Genomic DNA, 13996 nt, shown 5'->3' with positions numbered 1-13996 from the left:
CACACCCCGGTGGCGATGGAGAAGGGGCTGAGGTTTGCAATCCGCGAAGGCGGTCGCACCGTAGGCGCCGGCACCATCACTGAAATCATTAAGTAAATACAAGCAAGTAAGCCGGTGAGTGGGCCTCAAGGCAGGCCCGCTCACTCGAGAAAGATTGAATAGCGATGGTAGGACAGAGAATACGCATTCGGCTTAAGGCATACGACTACCGGGTGCTTGACACGTCAACAGGCGAGATTGTGGACATCGCGAAGCGCACTGGCGCGCAGGTGGCCGGACCGATTCCGCTGCCGACGGTCAAGAACAAGTACTGCGTACTGCGTTCGCCGCACGTTGATAAGAAGTCGCGCGAGGCTTTCGAGATCCGTACGCACAAGCGGCTGATCGACATTCTTGAGCCGACGCAGCAGACGGTGGATGCACTGATGAAACTCGACCTCCCAGCGGGTGTCGACGTTGAAATCAAGGCTTTCGAGAAGTAAACAGGCTAACGCCTTCAGTGCCGGCGCAAACGGTGCAGGCATGATGGGGAGAGAACGATGTCAGTAACAGGAATTCTGGGCAAGAAGATCGGCATGACGCAGGTGTTCGACGAGAAGGGTGAAGTTCACCCGATCACCGTCCTGCAGGCCGGTCCTTGTGTAATCACTCAGTTGAAGACTTTGGCTGTCGACGGCTATGACGCCGCGCAGATCGGGCTCGTTGAGTTTGTGAAGTCGTCCAAGGTCAACAAGCCGATGGCGGGGCACTTCGCCAAGAGCAGTGCTGCTCCTGTCAAGATGATGAAGGAAGTGGGCATCGAGACGGCAAAGAAGTCCGATGGCGAGGCTGCTCAGGACGGAGTCAAGGCGGGAGATCGCGTGCTGGTCGATATCTTCTCTGATGAGAAGTACGTCGACGTAATCGGCACAAGCAAGGGCCGCGGCTTTGCAGGTGTAGTTCGCCGGCATGGTTTCGGTGGCGGTCCCAAGTCGCACGGTCACATGTTCCAGGTGCAGGGCTCGATCGGAGCTTCATCGTTCCCCTCGCGTGTCTTCCCTGGACAGAGAATGCCTGGTCACATGGGCGTCGATCGGGTGACGGTTCGCAACCTTCGTATTCGCGGCATCGACCTCGAAGAGAATCTCTTGATGGTTGAGGGTGCGGTTCCGGGTCCACGGGATGGTTACGTGATGATCTCGAAGGCCAAGGCGCCACCGCGCGAGCGTCGCGGATTTGCGGGAGCCGGCACGGTCGATCCTCTGAAGGCTTCTAAGAAGGCTTCAGGCAAGAAGAAGTAAAGCAGACCGCCCAGGCACATACACCTGCGGTATTGAGATTTGAACGCCGGGTTCTGACCCGCAGCGTGAAAGAGAAGACGATGGCAAACATTGATGTAGTCGATCTCGGTGGACAGAAAGTCGGATCCTTTGAACTGGCCGACGAAATCTTCGCCCCGAGTGAAGTGAACGAGGCGCTGCTCTGGGAGGCGGTCAAGCACTATCGTGCAGCCTTGCGCCAGGGAACGGCCGCGACCAAAAATCGCAAGCTGGTTTCGGGCTCCGGCAAGAAGCTGTGGAAGCAGAAGGGAACTGGCCGCGCCCGCGTGGGTTCGGTTCGCTCGCCCCTCTGGCGCCACGGTGGCACGGTGCACGGACCGCAGCCCCGCAGCTACGATTACGCCTTCCCGCGTAAGAAGCTGCTCGGTGCACTCCGCTCTGCGCTGGCTGCAAAGCTGGCAGATGGCAAGCTGATCGTGGTCGAGTCTTTCGACCTCAGTGAGCCGAAGACGAAGCTGTACCGTCAGGCATTCGACAAGCTGGAAGCAAAGCGGACGATCCTGCTGGTGGAGAATAGCCAGACGCTGAGCGAGAAACTGATGCTTGGCTCCAGGAACCTGAGCGGCGTTGAGCTGATGCTCAATACCGAAGTACATCCTTATGACCTGCTTCGCTACGAGCGGGCGATCTTTTCCCGGTCGGCTCTCGAGCAGCTGCAGGAGTCACTCAGGAAGACGGTCTCGAAGCGCAAGCTGGCGGCCCGGAATGCGGAGGTGGCCTAATGCCAACAACTTTTGATGTAATTCGCCGCCCCTTGATTACTGAGAAGGGAATGGGAGTGAAGGAAACCGAAGGGACTCTGGTCTTCGAGGTAAACTCCAAAGCTACCAAGACGGAAGTGAAGCAGGCGGTGGAGACGATCTTCAAGGTAAAGGTCTCCGCGGTCCGCACGGCAAACGTTCTGGGTAAAGAGCGTCGCCGGGGCAAGTTCTCTGGCTATCGTCCTGACTGGAAGAAGGCGTATGTACGGCTTCAGGCAGGCCAGAAGATGCCGGACTACGTGGATAGCCTGTAGCCAGCCCGGATCCTGACTCGGGACATAACGGATTCAGGACTTAGACAAGATAAGAACGAGCTGTGCAAGTGGAGCAGCTGGAAGCAAAGAGCTTAGACGATGCCGATTAAGACATATAGACCGATCACCCCGACGTTGCGCTTCAAGACCTCGCTGGTCAACGATGACATCACGACCGACCGGCCCTACAAGCCGCTGCTCGTGGTTAAGCAGCGCACAGGCGGACGACGCAACTCGGGTGATCTGACCATCCGTCATCATGGTGGCGGTCACAAGAAGCAGCTTCGCCTGATCGACTTCAAGCGCGAAAAGTATGGCGTTCCGGGCAAAGTGGCGACCATCGAGTACGACCCCAACCGCTCCTCGCGCATTGCCCTGATCAGCTACGCTGATGGTGAGAAGCGCTATATCATTCAGCCAGTGGGTCTCAAGGTCGGACAGACCATCATGAGCGGTCCGGAAGCTGACATTCTTATCGGCAACGCACTGCCGCTCAAGAATATTCCGGCCGGCACCACGGTTCACAATGTCGAGCTTCGCCCCGGCAAGGGCGCGCAGATGGTGCGCTCGGCTGGCGCTTCGGCCCAGCTGGTGGCCAAGGAAGGCGACTACGCCCTTCTCAAGCTGCCTTCGGGTGAGACGCGTCGCGTACTGGTTGAGTGCATGGCGACCATTGGCCAGGTGGGCAATACGGATCACGAGAATGTGTCCATTGGCAAGGCAGGACGCAACCGCTGGAAAGGTATCCGGCCAACCAACCGTGGTGTCTCGATGAACCCGGTCGATCACCCGCACGGCGGTGGTGAGGGCAAGACTTCGGGTGGACGTCATCCGGTGACCCCGTGGGGTCAGCCGACACGCGGCTACAAGACACGTAACAACAAGCGGACTGACACGTTCATCGTGAACCGCCGTTCGAAGTAAGAAACAGCAGCAGACGAGGATTTCTGATGGCACGGTCGACAAAAAAGGGTCCGTTCATTGACGGGCACCTGATGGTAAAAGTGGAAGCGCTCAACCAGGCGAACGACAAGAAGGTGATTCGCACCTGGTCGCGCCGTTCGACGATCCACCCGGAGATGGTGGGGCACACGATTGCGGTGCACAACGGCAAGAAGTTCGTGCCGGTGTATGTGACCGAGAACATGGTCGGGCACAAGCTGGGTGAGTTCTCGGCGACCCGTACTTTCAAGGGCCATTCGGCCAAGGCATCCGAGTCGTCGGCTAAGGCGCGGTAACGATTTTTCAGACGAGAGATTAGAAGGCAAGCCAATGCAACTAGACACACGCGAATTCAGAGCAGAGGCGCGATTCCAGCGGGTATCGCCGCAGAAGGCGAGGCTCGTGCTCGAGCTGATCAAGGGCCGCCGCGTCGAAGACGCGCTGAACACGATGGCTTTCACCAAGAAGGGCTGCGCCCCGATGGTCGAGAAGGTACTCCGTTCCGCGCTCCAGAACGCCAACTACCTCAGCGATGAGCAGGGGCTCGACGTCGATATCGATAACCTGTATGTCAAGCAGGCGATCGCGAACGAGGGACCGCGGATGAAGCGTATCCGCCCCGCTCCGATGGGACGTGCCTTCCGCTATCAGCGCAGGCTCGCACACATCATCATCTCCGTGGCTGAGCGTAAGCAGGCAGCTCTCGCATCCAACGCCGACGGAGAATCGGTATCGAAGCCCGCGACGAAGCGCGCTACCAAGCGTGCAGCTGTCAAGAAGGCGCCTGCCAAGAAGACGGCAGCTAAGAAGACGGCGAAGGCCGCTAAGTAGCAGGTAGAGGTTAAGGGGAATTTATGGGACAGAAAGTCCATCCTTACGGATTTCGGCTCGGCGTCAATAAGCCGTGGAAGTCGCGCTGGTTTGTGGTTCGCGACTACGATAAGCTCCTGGTGGAAGATGTTCACCTGAAGCGTGAGCTCAAGGAAAAGCTTAAGGCTGCCGGCGTCAGCTCAGTCGAGATCGAGCGCCCCGGCAACAAGCTGCGCATCATCATTCGCACTGCGCGTCCTGGCATCATCATCGGCCGCAAGGGTGCCGAGATCGACAAGCTCAAGCTCGAGCTGCAGAAGCGCACGAACCGCGATGTCTTTATCGACATTCTCGAAGTCAACAAGCCTGAGCTTGATGCGCAGTTGGTTGCTGAGAGCATCGCCCTGCAGTTGGAGAAGCGTGTCGGTTTCCGCCGCGCCATGCGTAAGTCAGTGGATTCAGCTCTCCGCTTCGGCTGCAAGGGCATCAAGGTCCGCGTTTCGGGTCGCCTGAACGGAAATGAGATCGCCCGTTCCGAGTGGTACCTGCAGGGTCGTCTGCCGCTGCACACCCTCCGCGCTGACATCGACTACGGCTTTGCAGAGGCGCACACGACGTACGGCATTATCGGTGTCAAGACGTGGATTTATCGCGGCGACATCTACCAGCAGAAGCGGCGTGAGCCGCAGGCAGCGGTCGGCACGTCGGTATTCTAGGCCGTTGCGGGCTTCCAGCCGGTCTTCGAAGCCGGAAGCTCTTCCAAGCTGTCTACTGAGAACAGATAACTGGTTGTACAGAGGTTTTTCTTATGTTGATGCCAAAGAAGGTCAAGTTCCGCAAGCAGCAGCGCGGACGCATGAAGGGTAAGGCCTGGCGCGGCTCGGAGCTGGCGTTCGGCGACTACGGCCTCAAGGTCATGGAGTGCGGCTACATTACCGACCGCCAGATCGAGGCGAGCCGTATTGCTATGACCCGCTTCATCAAGCGCGGCGGCAAGATCTGGCTGCGGCTGTTTCCGGACAAGCCGGTAACCAAGAAGCCGGCCGAAACCCGTATGGGTAAGGGCAAGGGCGCTCCCGATCACTGGGTCGCAGTTGTTCGCCCGGGTAAGTTACTCTTTGAGATGGAAGGCGTCTCTCCGGAGATGGCTCAGGAAGCGATGAGACTTGCTTCCCACAAGCTTCCCTTGAAGACACGTTTTGTACAGCGCCACACCGTGAAGGCGACGGTAGCGGCCAAGTAGTACGGTAGTTGGGTATTTGAGATTTGGGAGACGCCGCCTGAGGGCGGGCAGTCCCGGAGAGAAGATTCAGACGAGATGGAACTAGACAAGATTCGTAACCTGAGCGATGGCGAACTGGTGGTCGAGGAGCGTAAGACCGCCGAGCAGCTCTTCCGCCTGCGTTTTCAGATGAAACTCGGCCAGAATGAAGGCGTCAAGAAACTGCGCGAGCTCAGGAAAGATATCGCCCGCATCCAGACGATCAATCGCGAGCGTGCGCTTGGACTTCACGGCGCCCAGCACAAAGCGGAATCCAGCGCGCCGCCAGCGAAGGCGAAAAAGCTAAAGAAGGGGTCCAGCTAAGCCATGAGCGCAGCAGAGAATCAAACCCAGCAGGCGCAGCCTGAATCGCGCCGTAATGAGAAGGTCGGTCAGGTTGTGTCGACCAAGATGCAGAAGACCATCGTGGTCGAAGTCGAAATGCGCAAGGCTCATCCGAAGTACAAGCGCGTCATGAAGACGAATAAGAAGTTTTACGCGCATGATGAGCAGAACTCCGCCCGCGTTGGGGATATGGTTCGCATCCGTGAGACGCGTCCGCTGAGCAAGCTGAAGCGCTGGAACCTGGAAGAGATTGTCCGTCGTTCGGCCCTTGCCCAGATTGAAGAGAAAGCAGCGGTCGCCAGCTAAGGCTGCGAAACGCGGAAGATTGAAGGAGATTCGACGATGGCAGTGCAGATGAGGTCCATGCTTGAGGTAGCGGATAATTCCGGTGCCCGCAAGCTGCAGATGATCCTGCCGCTGGGTGGTTCGAGCGGTAAGAAGGCTGGCCTGGGTGACGTGATCACCGCGGCTGTTAAGGAAGCATCGCCCGACGGTCAGGTTAAGAAGGGCAAGGTCGTCAAGGCGGTAGTCGTTCGTACCCGCAAGGAATACCGTCGCCGCGACGGCACCTACATCCGCTTTGACTCCAATGCGGCGGTGCTGATCAACGAAGCCGGCGAGCCGGTTGGGACGCGCGTCTTCGGGCCGGTGGCCAGGGAATTGCGCGAGAAGAAGTTTCTGAAGATTGTTTCACTCGCCCCGGAAGTTCTCTAAACGAGAAGCCAGGCAGCAGAGAATAAGGGAAGGCTTATGCCGAGTTTGAATATTCAGCGAAATGACACTGTCGAAGTGATCGCAGGGGGCGACAAGGGCAAGCGCGGTCGCGTTCTGCGTGTCATTCCCGACGAGAACCGCGTACTGGTCGAGCACGTTCATGTGGTGAAGAAGAATGTGCGCCCGAACCCGCAGAAAAATATCAAGGGCGGTATTGCCGAGCAGGAAGCTCCGGTGCACATCTCGAATGTGATGCTGGTCTGCTCGAGCTGCGGCCCGACGCGTGTGGGTCACAAGTTCGAGGGTGACACCAAAGTTCGCGTCTGCAAGAAGTGCGGCCAGACTCTGGCAGCAAAGAAGAAGTAAACCGCGCCTCTGGCGCAATTGAACCCCCTCCGTAACGGTATACGGCCCCGGCCAATCCGAGACCGGAGAAGAAAAGAGAAGAGAAATGGCAGTCGCAAGGCTCAAAGAGAAGTATCACAAGGAAATCAAGGGCGCACTCCAGAAGGAGCTCGGTCTTGAGAATCCGATGGCAGTTCCTCGCCTCGAGAAGATAGTCCTCAACATGGGACTCGGTGAAGCCACACAGAACTCCAAGCTGCTCGATCCGCTGTCGGCAGATCTGGCGGCCATCGCCGGTCAGAAGCCAGTCACCACCCGCGCCAAGAAGTCCATCGCTGCTTTTAAGCTCCGCGAGGGGATGCCGATCGGCGCCATGGTCACATTGCGTGGCGATACAATGTATGAGTTCTTGGACCGTCTGATCTCGGTTGCTCTGCCCCGTGTCCGCGATTTCCGCGGCGTCTCCACCAAGAGCTTTGATGGCCGCGGCAACTATACCCTCGGCATGCGCGACCAGCTCATCTTTCCCGAGATCGACTACTCAAAGGTAGAGAAGCTCAAGGGCATGAACATCACCATCGTTACGTCGGCCAGCGATGATAACCAGGCGCGCGCGCTGCTCAAGCAGTTCGGCATGCCTTTCCGCCAGACCGCGTAACGGGAGAAGGAAAAAGAGATTATGTCAACGACTGCAAAGAGGGTGAAAGACGCCCGCAAGCCAAAGTTCAAGTGCCGTCAGCATAACCGCTGCAAGCTGTGCGGTCGTCCGCGCGCCTTCCTGCGCAAGTTCGGCATCTGCCGTCTGTGCTTCCGCCAGCTGGCGCTCAAGGGTGAGATTCCAGGCGTTATCAAATCCTCCTGGTAACTCGGCGCAGCGCAAAGCAGCCGCTTCTCACTGGAGCGCATAACGAATCAAGACCTGGCTGGATAGCCTTAGGTCACAAGACATTCCCGCGGGTTCTCTGAAGAGCAGAGCGAACGGGGGATGAAGGAGAGCAAATGAGTTTGACCGATCCGGTAGCAGATTTTCTGACACGCATCCGCAATGCGATCCGCGCCCGCCATCAGAAGCTGGATGTTCCGGCCTCCAAGCTGAAGACGGAGATTGCCCGTATTCTTAAAGAAGAAGGCTACATCGCCAGCTACAAGGCTGCTGAGGAAAACGGACGCGCCGTTCTTCGCGTGTATCTTAAATACAGCGCTACCAATGAGGCTGCAATTCGTGACCTTTCCCGCATTTCGCGTCCCGGTTGCCGCGTTTATGTTGGACGCGATGAGATCAAGCGCGTTCAGGGTGGTCTCGGCATCAGCATCCTTACTACTCCGCGTGGTGTGATGACTGGCCGTCAGGCGCGCCGCGAAGGCGTCGGTGGCGAGATCCTCTGCGAAGTCTGGTAATTACCGGCTTGCAGCGGTTCGCGCTGCAAGCTGGGTGAATCAAGTTCTAGACCTCACCTGTGGTGAGGGATTCAGGTCTGCCAAGGCAGACAGGCTGCAGTGGAACGGCTCAAACCGGGACTCGCAAGCCGCTAAGGATTAAAAGATGTCGCGTATTGGTAAGAAGCCGATTCCGTTGCCGGCGGGAGTGAAGTATACCGTCCAGGGCAACACCATTGTGGTCGAGGGACCCAAGGGCAAGGTGCAGCAGGTAATTCCTGCCGGCATCAAGCTGGAGACGCAGGATGGCCACATCCATGCCGTTCGTGAGAACGACTCCCAGGCTGCCATTCACGGTCTGACCCGCGCACTGGTTTTCAATGCGGTTGAAGGTGTAACCAAGGGCTGGTCAAAGGATCTCGACATTGTCGGCATTGGTTACCGTGCTGAGTTGAAGGGCAAGGATGTGGTTGTGTTTACCCTCGGCTATTCCCACCCGATCGAGTTCGCATTGCCCACCGGTATCACTGCAACCATTGATCCGAAGCAGACACGTGTCACCATCAGCGGCATCGATCGCCAGAAGGTCGGCCAGGTAGCCGCCGATATGCGTTCGCTGCGCAAGCCAGATCCTTACAAGAATAAGGGCGTCCGGTATTCTGATGAGAAGCTGAAGAAGAAGGTCGGCAAGACCGGCGCGAAGTAAACCGAACGGGGCCGTAGGTCGGCTCCGCCTTTAGGAAGGAAGACCATGATTTTACAGAAGAAAAGAAATGAAATTCGCCAGCGCGTGCATGCGCGCATACGTCAGAAGATGGCGGGAACGGCGGAGCGTCCGCGTCTCAACGTTTATCGCTCGCTCAACCACATCTACGCTCAGGTGATCGATGACAGCAAGGGATTCACCCTGGCTTCGGCATCGACTGTGGCAGGCAAGATGAAGACCGGCGGCAACGTCGCCGCTGCAAAAGAAGTGGGCAAGCTGGTCGCAGAGCGTGCGCAGGAGAAGGGCATCAAGAAGGTGGTCTTCGATCGCGGCGGTTATCTTTATCACGGACGCATCAAGGCTCTCGCGGATGCCGCACGTGAAGCAGGGCTTGAGTTCTAAGGGTTTAGTTTCAGGCGTGAGACGCCGGAAGGAATCAGGAAGCGAATGGCAACAATCAAGAAGAGAGTGGACGCCGGTCAGTTCAACCTGAAAGATCAGGTTGTGGCCATCAACCGCGTCACCAAGGTAGTCAAAGGCGGCAAGAATATGTCGTTCGCGGCGCTGGTAGTGGTTGGTGATCCGGGCGCGGGCGTGGTCGGTTATGGTTCGGGCAAGGCTAAGGAAGTGCCGCAGGCGATCCGCAAGGGTATCGAATCGGCCAAGAAAAACCTTGTTCGCATCAACCTGACCGCGACGACCATCCCCCATCAGGTTCTCGGGCGCTTCGGGTCTGGGCAGGTGCTGCTCAAGCCGGCTCCTGAAGGTACAGGCGTCATCGCCGGCGGTGCGGTTCGCGCCGTGATGACCTCGGCCGGTGTGCAGAATGTTCTGACCAAGAGCCTGGGTAGCGCAAACCCGCACAATGTGATCAAGGCGACTTTTGACGCCCTTGTCCAGTTGCGCGATAAGGCTGAAGTCGCAGCAGCACGCGGCAAGCAGGTTGAGGAGCTATAGTCATGGCAGAGAGCAAAGCAACGATTAAGATCCAGTACTTCCGCTCGAAGATCCAGGCTCCCGTGAAGCATAAGAAGGTTGTGCAGGGATTGGGCTTTACCCGGCTAAACCAGATTGTTGAGCGGGAAGATACGCCGTCGATCCGGGGCATGGTCAAGGCTATTCCGCATCTGGTACGTATCGTCGAATAACTATTATTACCCGAGAATCATTACCATATGATAATGATTCTCCATAAGCGAGTCGGAAAGGCGTAATTGCCACCGGCGTTGAGCGAGGAAAGCAATGAATTTATCGAATCTCAGGGCGCCAAAGAAGGCGAACAGGAACCGCAAGCGTGTAGGCCGCGGTATGGGATCGGGTCATGGAAAGACTTCGACCCGTGGACACAAGGGACAGGGTTCGCGTTCAGGCTCCAGCCTGATGCGCGGCTTCGAGGGCGGCCAGATGCCGCTTCATCGCCGTCTCCCCAAGCGTGGCTTCACCAACATCTTCCGGACCGAATACACCGTTGTAAACCTTGACCGACTGGTTGAGCTGGGTGAAACCGAACTGACGCTCGAAACCCTCACCGCTAAGGGCCTGCTGAAGAAGCGCAATGAGCTTCTCAAGGTGCTGGGCAACGGTGAAGTCTCAGCGGCCATTACTGTTTACGCGCACAAGTTTTCAAAGGCCGCGCAGGAGAAGATCGAAAAGGCCGGCGGCAAGGCGGTCCTGGTCGCCTAACTGAGGCGGTCAGGATAGACACAGGGTGGCCGCAGCGACTGCGGCCCCAGTCTGGAATTACAAAAGTATGTTTGAGAAGATCGCCAATATCTTCCGCGTTCCCGACCTGCGGAACCGCGTCCTGTTCACCCTTGCCATGCTTGCTGTTTACCGCCTGGGCGCGTTTATTCCCACCCCGGGAGTCAACGCAACGGCTCTGGAACAGTTTTTCAATGCAAACAGCGGCAGCCCTCTAGGCTTGGTGGATCTCTTCAGTGGCGGCATGTTGCGTCGGCTGACCATTTTCGCCCTGGGCATCATGCCGTACATTACGGCCTCCATTATCTTTCAGCTGCTGACCGTGGTCTATGAGCCGCTGGCGCGCCTCCAGAAGGAGGGCGAACTGGGCCGCCGCAAGATCACTCAGTGGACACGCTACGTCACGGTCATTCTCGGCGTCGTTCAGTCGACGGCAATTGCCTTGACTCTGTCGCATGGGTCGGGCGGCATTCAGTATGTATTGAATCCCGGAATCGGATTTGTTCTGATGACGGTCATCACCCTTACGGCCGGCACGACTTTCGTCATGTGGCTGGGTGAACAGATTACCGATCGCGGCATCGGAAATGGCATGAGCCTGCTGATCTTCGCCGGCATTGTTGTGGGCCTGCCCCACGGGATTGCAGAGCTGGTGGATACGGCACGGACCCAGAAGTTTGGCGCCTTTACCGTGCCTGCGCTAATCATCCTGGTAGTTGCGATGATCGCTGTTGTCGCCTTTATCGTCTACGTCGAGCGCAGCGAGCGGCGTATTCCTGTCCAGTATGCAAAGCGCATTGTGGGGCGCCGCCTGATGGGCGGCCAGTCGACCCATCTGCCCCTCAAGGTCAACTCCGGCGGTGTTATGCCGGTCATCTTCGCGGCATCGGTGCTTTCGGCTCCTCTGCTCTTTTCGCAAGCATCTTTCGTTCGCAATAGCGCGGCGCTCACCCGGATTTTCGATGCACTGCGTGCCGGTGAGCCATGGTACGAGCTCCTGTACATCGTCGCGATTGTTTTCTTCGCCTACTTCTATATCTCGATTGTTTTTCGGCCGGACGACATTGCCGACAATATGAGAAAGTATGGCGGCTTCATCCCGGGGATTCGCCCAGGTAAGCGCACCTCGGATTACGTGAATGACATCCTCACGCGTATCACCTTGGTTGGCGCAATCTACCTGATCGTTATTTCACTGATACCGCAGATTCTCATCTCCGGTATCCACCTGAACCATCTGGCTCTTGTGGGACCGCTGTTTGAGAAGTTGCCGTTGTGGGTCACGAATGGTCTAGGTTTCAATTTCTACTTCGGTGGCACTTCGCTTCTGATTGTCGTGGGCGTTGCCATGGATACGATCAACCAGGTCGAATCGCAGCTGATCATGCGCCACTATGAAGGCTTCTCGCCACGCAGTGGCCGGGTCCGCGGAAGGCGGTCCTGGTAAGTGGCGCACCCGGCGATGGATATCGAAGCAGCATCCGCTACGGTCGTCATTCCGGGGCCGATTCTACTCCTCGGGGCGCCGGGCGTAGGTAAGGGTACACAGGCTAAAGAGCTGGCCTCGCAGTGGGCGATTCCTCATATTTCAACCGGGGATATTCTGCGGGCTTTGCGCTCGGACCCGGCGAAGGCTGCAACTACAGTCGGTGCGCAGGCCAAGGCGTTGATGGATGCGGGAAAGCTGGTTTCTGATGAGCTGGTGCAGGAACTGGTAGCCACCCGGCTGAAGGAGCCGGACACGGTTCGCGGATATATTTTGGATGGATTTCCGCGGACAATCGGCCAGGCGAAATGGCTTGACCAGACACTTGCTGCTGTAGCGGAGAGCCTGCCTGTCGTTGCCGTGAGCATCCAGGTCGGATATACTGAACTTTTGCGTCGCATTACCGGGCGACGCACCTGTCCGGTCTGTGGAAGTATCTACAACACATACCTGCAGCCCCCAAAGGTAGCTGAACATTGTGATCTGGATGGAGCTTTATTGATCCGTCGTCCAGATGATACTGAAGCGGTCTTTGCCGAGCGCATGCGGGCATATGAGAATCTGACCGAGCCTGTCGTGGAGCATTATCGTGCGATGGGTAGATTTGGGCAGGTAGATGGAGCCCGGCCAATTGGTGATGTAACAGCGGGAATTCTGGCGGCAGTTAAGCGCCTAAGAGGGTAAGCCGGGCTCAATGGCAATCGTGATCAAGTCGCCGCAGGAGATTGAGAAGATGCGGCGCAGCGGAAAGGCTGTTCGTGAGATTCTTGAGTATGTGCGCGGGTTTGTAAAGCCCGGCGCGACGACACTCGATCTTGAGGCAGCAGCTGCGGCAAAGATGAAAGAGATGGGCGCGATTCCCGCATTCAAGGGATATCGCGGTTATCCGTGTGTGCTGTGTACCTCGGTGAATCAGGAGGTCGTCCACGGGATTCCATCGGCAGGCAGATCGTTGCGCGAGGGCGATATCGTCTCGATCGATACTGGGGTTGTGATTGAGGGTTTTTATGGCGACTCGGCCATTACGGTGCCTGTGGGCGACAAGCTGAGCACCTCGGCGAAGCGGTTGCTGGATGTTACGGAGGCCTCGCTTGAGAGCGGGATTCGTGCCGTCAAAGCCGGCGCGACGCTTGGAGATGTAGGAGCGGCGGTGCAGGAAGTGGTTGAGGCGGAAGGCTTCAGCGTTGTTCGGGAGTTCGTGGGTCACGGGATTGGTACGCGCCTGCATGAAGATCCTCAGGTTCCAAACTATGGCCGGCGCGGGCAGGGATTGAAGCTGCGGACCGGCATGGTACTGTGCATCGAGCCGATGGTGAATGCAGGCGGCGCTGGTGTACAGGTGCTCAAGGACGGATGGACGGCGGTCACGGAAGACGGAAGTTTGAGTGCACATTTCGAGCACACGATTGCGGTGACGGACGATGGCGCACTTGTGCTGACGCAGTAAGGGTCGCAGGAAACGAGCCAGGCTGAAGGCCAGGCAGAATCAGGATACGGATTGTCGAAGGAAGATGCGATTGAGGTAATGGCAACGGTTGTCGAGACGTTGCCCAATGCGATGTTCAAGGTGGAGCTTGAGAATAAGCACCAGGTGCTGGCTCACGTCTCCGGGCGCATGAGGAAGAATTTCATTCGTATCCTTCCGGGCGACAGGGTAGCAATCGAGTTGAGCCCTTACGATTTGACCCGCGGGCGGATCGTCTACAGGTACAAATAAGTTTTTAGCCATCAGTCTCCAGCTCCTGGCCGGATTGATGGTATGCAGGTAGCGCCGTGAAGTGAAGCAGCTTCGGGGCGCGAATCGAGGATAGCTAATAGCCAGGAGCTAGTAGCTGGGAGCTTTATCAATGAAGGTTCGTGCATCAGTCAAGAAGATTTGTGACAAGTGCAAGGTCATTCACCGCCGCGGGGTGGTGCGTGTGATCTGCGAGAACGCGAAGCATAAGCAGCGCCAGGGTTAAGCCTGGCGTAGAGA

27 protein-coding genes are annotated in these 13996 nt (G+C 57.5%); all 27 read left to right on the top strand.

Going from position 1 to position 13996, the window contains the following annotated elements; translation table 11 throughout:
* Positions 1 to 96: EF-Tu C-terminal domain-related protein (locus C7378_RS09970; protein ID WP_131990475.1), on the top strand; the 96-nt coding region annotated here is incomplete at its 5' end.
* Between the two features lie 68 nt (positions 97 to 164).
* Positions 165 to 482: a 30S ribosomal protein S10 gene (gene rpsJ / locus C7378_RS09965; protein ID WP_131995448.1), complete on the top strand. Its 318-nt coding sequence runs from the start codon at positions 165 to 167 to the stop codon at positions 480 to 482.
* 57 nt (positions 483 to 539) lie between these two features.
* Positions 540 to 1280 (top strand): 50S ribosomal protein L3, encoded by a 741-nt coding sequence (gene rplC, locus C7378_RS09960; RefSeq protein ID WP_131995445.1) that lies wholly within the window; start codon positions 540 to 542, stop codon positions 1278 to 1280.
* 80 nt (positions 1281 to 1360) lie between these two features.
* Complete coding sequence (rplD, locus tag C7378_RS09955; RefSeq protein WP_131995442.1) at positions 1361 to 2041, top strand: 50S ribosomal protein L4; 681 nt, start codon at positions 1361 to 1363, stop codon at positions 2039 to 2041.
* Positions 2041 to 2334 carry a 50S ribosomal protein L23 gene (locus C7378_RS09950; RefSeq protein WP_131995439.1) on the top strand — a complete coding sequence of 98 codons (294 nt, stop codon included), beginning with the start codon at positions 2041 to 2043 and terminating at the stop codon, positions 2332 to 2334. The genes rplD and C7378_RS09950 overlap by 1 nt, the downstream gene beginning before the upstream one ends.
* Positions 2335 to 2433: 99 nt before the next feature.
* Positions 2434 to 3258, top strand: coding sequence for a 50S ribosomal protein L2 (gene rplB, locus C7378_RS09945; RefSeq protein ID WP_131995436.1), 825 nt, complete (start codon positions 2434 to 2436; stop codon positions 3256 to 3258).
* Between the two features lie 26 nt (positions 3259 to 3284).
* Positions 3285 to 3572 (top strand): 30S ribosomal protein S19, encoded by a 288-nt coding sequence (rpsS, locus tag C7378_RS09940; RefSeq protein ID WP_131995433.1) that lies wholly within the window; start codon positions 3285 to 3287, stop codon positions 3570 to 3572.
* 34 nt (positions 3573 to 3606) lie between these two features.
* Positions 3607 to 4107, top strand: coding sequence for a 50S ribosomal protein L22 (gene rplV / locus C7378_RS09935; RefSeq protein WP_131995430.1), 501 nt, complete (start codon positions 3607 to 3609; stop codon positions 4105 to 4107).
* 23 nt (positions 4108 to 4130) lie between these two features.
* Positions 4131 to 4802, top strand: a complete 672-nt coding sequence (gene rpsC, locus C7378_RS09930) for a 30S ribosomal protein S3 (RefSeq protein ID WP_131995427.1) — start codon at positions 4131 to 4133, stop codon at positions 4800 to 4802.
* A gap of 92 nt (positions 4803 to 4894) precedes the next feature.
* The gene (gene rplP / locus C7378_RS09925) at positions 4895 to 5329 is read left to right on the top strand and encodes a 50S ribosomal protein L16 (RefSeq protein ID WP_131995424.1); all 435 of its coding nucleotides are present in this window, start codon (positions 4895 to 4897) and stop codon (positions 5327 to 5329) included.
* A 75-nt stretch (positions 5330 to 5404) separates the two neighbouring features.
* Positions 5405 to 5671 (top strand): 50S ribosomal protein L29, encoded by a 267-nt coding sequence (rpmC, locus tag C7378_RS09920; RefSeq protein WP_131995421.1) that lies wholly within the window; start codon positions 5405 to 5407, stop codon positions 5669 to 5671.
* A 3-nt stretch (positions 5672 to 5674) separates the two neighbouring features.
* A complete protein-coding gene (gene rpsQ, locus C7378_RS09915; RefSeq protein WP_131995418.1) occupies positions 5675 to 5998 on the top strand; it encodes a 30S ribosomal protein S17 in 324 nt (107 codons plus the stop codon).
* A gap of 36 nt (positions 5999 to 6034) precedes the next feature.
* Complete coding sequence (gene rplN, locus C7378_RS09910; RefSeq protein WP_131995415.1) at positions 6035 to 6406, top strand: 50S ribosomal protein L14; 372 nt, start codon at positions 6035 to 6037, stop codon at positions 6404 to 6406.
* A gap of 36 nt (positions 6407 to 6442) precedes the next feature.
* Positions 6443 to 6772 (top strand): 50S ribosomal protein L24, encoded by a 330-nt coding sequence (rplX, locus tag C7378_RS09905; RefSeq protein ID WP_243648167.1) that lies wholly within the window; start codon positions 6443 to 6445, stop codon positions 6770 to 6772.
* Between the two features lie 85 nt (positions 6773 to 6857).
* Positions 6858 to 7409, top strand: a complete 552-nt coding sequence (gene rplE / locus C7378_RS09900; RefSeq protein ID WP_131995412.1) for a 50S ribosomal protein L5 — start codon at positions 6858 to 6860, stop codon at positions 7407 to 7409.
* A 21-nt stretch (positions 7410 to 7430) separates the two neighbouring features.
* Positions 7431 to 7616: a type Z 30S ribosomal protein S14 gene (locus C7378_RS09895; RefSeq protein WP_131995409.1), complete on the top strand. Its 186-nt coding sequence runs from the start codon at positions 7431 to 7433 to the stop codon at positions 7614 to 7616.
* Positions 7617 to 7750: 134 nt separating this feature from the next.
* A complete protein-coding gene (rpsH, locus tag C7378_RS09890; protein ID WP_131995406.1) occupies positions 7751 to 8149 on the top strand; it encodes a 30S ribosomal protein S8 in 399 nt (132 codons plus the stop codon).
* 145 nt (positions 8150 to 8294) lie between these two features.
* Complete coding sequence (gene rplF, locus C7378_RS09885) at positions 8295 to 8834, top strand: 50S ribosomal protein L6 (protein WP_131995403.1); 540 nt, start codon at positions 8295 to 8297, stop codon at positions 8832 to 8834.
* Between the two features lie 45 nt (positions 8835 to 8879).
* Positions 8880 to 9236, top strand: a complete 357-nt coding sequence (gene rplR, locus C7378_RS09880; protein WP_131995400.1) for a 50S ribosomal protein L18 — start codon at positions 8880 to 8882, stop codon at positions 9234 to 9236.
* A gap of 45 nt (positions 9237 to 9281) precedes the next feature.
* Positions 9282 to 9791, top strand: coding sequence for a 30S ribosomal protein S5 (gene rpsE, locus C7378_RS09875; RefSeq protein WP_131995397.1), 510 nt, complete (start codon positions 9282 to 9284; stop codon positions 9789 to 9791).
* 2 nt (positions 9792 to 9793) lie between these two features.
* Positions 9794 to 9982: a 50S ribosomal protein L30 gene (gene rpmD, locus C7378_RS09870; protein WP_131995394.1), complete on the top strand. Its 189-nt coding sequence runs from the start codon at positions 9794 to 9796 to the stop codon at positions 9980 to 9982.
* A 94-nt stretch (positions 9983 to 10076) separates the two neighbouring features.
* Positions 10077 to 10517: a 50S ribosomal protein L15 gene (gene rplO, locus C7378_RS09865; protein ID WP_131995391.1), complete on the top strand. Its 441-nt coding sequence runs from the start codon at positions 10077 to 10079 to the stop codon at positions 10515 to 10517.
* Between the two features lie 67 nt (positions 10518 to 10584).
* A complete protein-coding gene (gene secY, locus C7378_RS09860) occupies positions 10585 to 11982 on the top strand; it encodes a preprotein translocase subunit SecY (RefSeq protein WP_131995388.1) in 1398 nt (465 codons plus the stop codon).
* 15 nt (positions 11983 to 11997) lie between these two features.
* Positions 11998 to 12705 carry an adenylate kinase gene (locus C7378_RS09855; RefSeq protein WP_131995385.1) on the top strand — a complete coding sequence of 236 codons (708 nt, stop codon included), beginning with the start codon at positions 11998 to 12000 and terminating at the stop codon, positions 12703 to 12705.
* Positions 12706 to 12715: 10 nt separating this feature from the next.
* Positions 12716 to 13468 carry a type I methionyl aminopeptidase gene (gene map, locus C7378_RS09850; protein WP_131995382.1) on the top strand — a complete coding sequence of 251 codons (753 nt, stop codon included), beginning with the start codon at positions 12716 to 12718 and terminating at the stop codon, positions 13466 to 13468.
* Positions 13469 to 13519: 51 nt separating this feature from the next.
* The gene (gene infA / locus C7378_RS09845; protein ID WP_131995379.1) at positions 13520 to 13738 is read left to right on the top strand and encodes a translation initiation factor IF-1; all 219 of its coding nucleotides are present in this window, start codon (positions 13520 to 13522) and stop codon (positions 13736 to 13738) included.
* A 130-nt stretch (positions 13739 to 13868) separates the two neighbouring features.
* Positions 13869 to 13982, top strand: coding sequence for a 50S ribosomal protein L36 (gene rpmJ / locus C7378_RS09840; RefSeq protein WP_013581269.1), 114 nt, complete (start codon positions 13869 to 13871; stop codon positions 13980 to 13982).
* Positions 13983 to 13996: the final 14 nt, after the last annotated feature.

The sequence above is a fragment of the Acidipila rosea genome (genome assembly GCF_004339725.1).
Classification (GTDB): Bacteria; Acidobacteriota; Terriglobia; order Terriglobales; family Acidobacteriaceae; genus Acidipila; species Acidipila rosea.
This window is presented reverse-complemented; position numbering and strand designations above follow the sequence as displayed.

Bases quoted from the DNA above. Each gene is read 5' to 3' on its own strand.
- rpsJ (WP_131995448.1), top strand. From the start codon at position 165: ATGGTAGGACAGAGAATACGCATTCGGCTTAAGGCATACGACTACCGG.
- rplC (WP_131995445.1), top strand. From the start codon at position 540: ATGTCAGTAACAGGAATTCTGGGCAAGAAGATCGGCATGACGCAGGTG.
- rplD (WP_131995442.1), top strand. From the start codon at position 1,361: ATGGCAAACATTGATGTAGTCGATCTCGGTGGACAGAAAGTCGGATCC.
- C7378_RS09950 (WP_131995439.1), top strand. From the start codon at position 2,041: ATGCCAACAACTTTTGATGTAATTCGCCGCCCCTTGATTACTGAGAAG.
- rplB (WP_131995436.1), top strand. From the start codon at position 2,434: ATGCCGATTAAGACATATAGACCGATCACCCCGACGTTGCGCTTCAAG.
- rpsS (WP_131995433.1), top strand. From the start codon at position 3,285: ATGGCACGGTCGACAAAAAAGGGTCCGTTCATTGACGGGCACCTGATG.
- rplV (WP_131995430.1), top strand. From the start codon at position 3,607: ATGCAACTAGACACACGCGAATTCAGAGCAGAGGCGCGATTCCAGCGG.
- rpsC (WP_131995427.1), top strand. From the start codon at position 4,131: ATGGGACAGAAAGTCCATCCTTACGGATTTCGGCTCGGCGTCAATAAG.
- rplP (WP_131995424.1), top strand. From the start codon at position 4,895: ATGTTGATGCCAAAGAAGGTCAAGTTCCGCAAGCAGCAGCGCGGACGC.
- rpmC (WP_131995421.1), top strand. From the start codon at position 5,405: ATGGAACTAGACAAGATTCGTAACCTGAGCGATGGCGAACTGGTGGTC.
- rpsQ (WP_131995418.1), top strand. From the start codon at position 5,675: ATGAGCGCAGCAGAGAATCAAACCCAGCAGGCGCAGCCTGAATCGCGC.
- rplN (WP_131995415.1), top strand. From the start codon at position 6,035: ATGGCAGTGCAGATGAGGTCCATGCTTGAGGTAGCGGATAATTCCGGT.
- rplX (WP_243648167.1), top strand. From the start codon at position 6,443: ATGCCGAGTTTGAATATTCAGCGAAATGACACTGTCGAAGTGATCGCA.
- rplE (WP_131995412.1), top strand. From the start codon at position 6,858: ATGGCAGTCGCAAGGCTCAAAGAGAAGTATCACAAGGAAATCAAGGGC.
- C7378_RS09895 (WP_131995409.1), top strand. From the start codon at position 7,431: ATGTCAACGACTGCAAAGAGGGTGAAAGACGCCCGCAAGCCAAAGTTC.
- rpsH (WP_131995406.1), top strand. From the start codon at position 7,751: ATGAGTTTGACCGATCCGGTAGCAGATTTTCTGACACGCATCCGCAAT.
- rplF (WP_131995403.1), top strand. From the start codon at position 8,295: ATGTCGCGTATTGGTAAGAAGCCGATTCCGTTGCCGGCGGGAGTGAAG.
- rplR (WP_131995400.1), top strand. From the start codon at position 8,880: ATGATTTTACAGAAGAAAAGAAATGAAATTCGCCAGCGCGTGCATGCG.
- rpsE (WP_131995397.1), top strand. From the start codon at position 9,282: ATGGCAACAATCAAGAAGAGAGTGGACGCCGGTCAGTTCAACCTGAAA.
- rpmD (WP_131995394.1), top strand. From the start codon at position 9,794: ATGGCAGAGAGCAAAGCAACGATTAAGATCCAGTACTTCCGCTCGAAG.
- rplO (WP_131995391.1), top strand. From the start codon at position 10,077: ATGAATTTATCGAATCTCAGGGCGCCAAAGAAGGCGAACAGGAACCGC.
- secY (WP_131995388.1), top strand. From the start codon at position 10,585: ATGTTTGAGAAGATCGCCAATATCTTCCGCGTTCCCGACCTGCGGAAC.
- C7378_RS09855 (WP_131995385.1), top strand. From the start codon at position 11,998: ATGGATATCGAAGCAGCATCCGCTACGGTCGTCATTCCGGGGCCGATT.
- map (WP_131995382.1), top strand. From the start codon at position 12,716: ATGGCAATCGTGATCAAGTCGCCGCAGGAGATTGAGAAGATGCGGCGC.
- rpmJ (WP_013581269.1), top strand. From the start codon at position 13,869: ATGAAGGTTCGTGCATCAGTCAAGAAGATTTGTGACAAGTGCAAGGTC.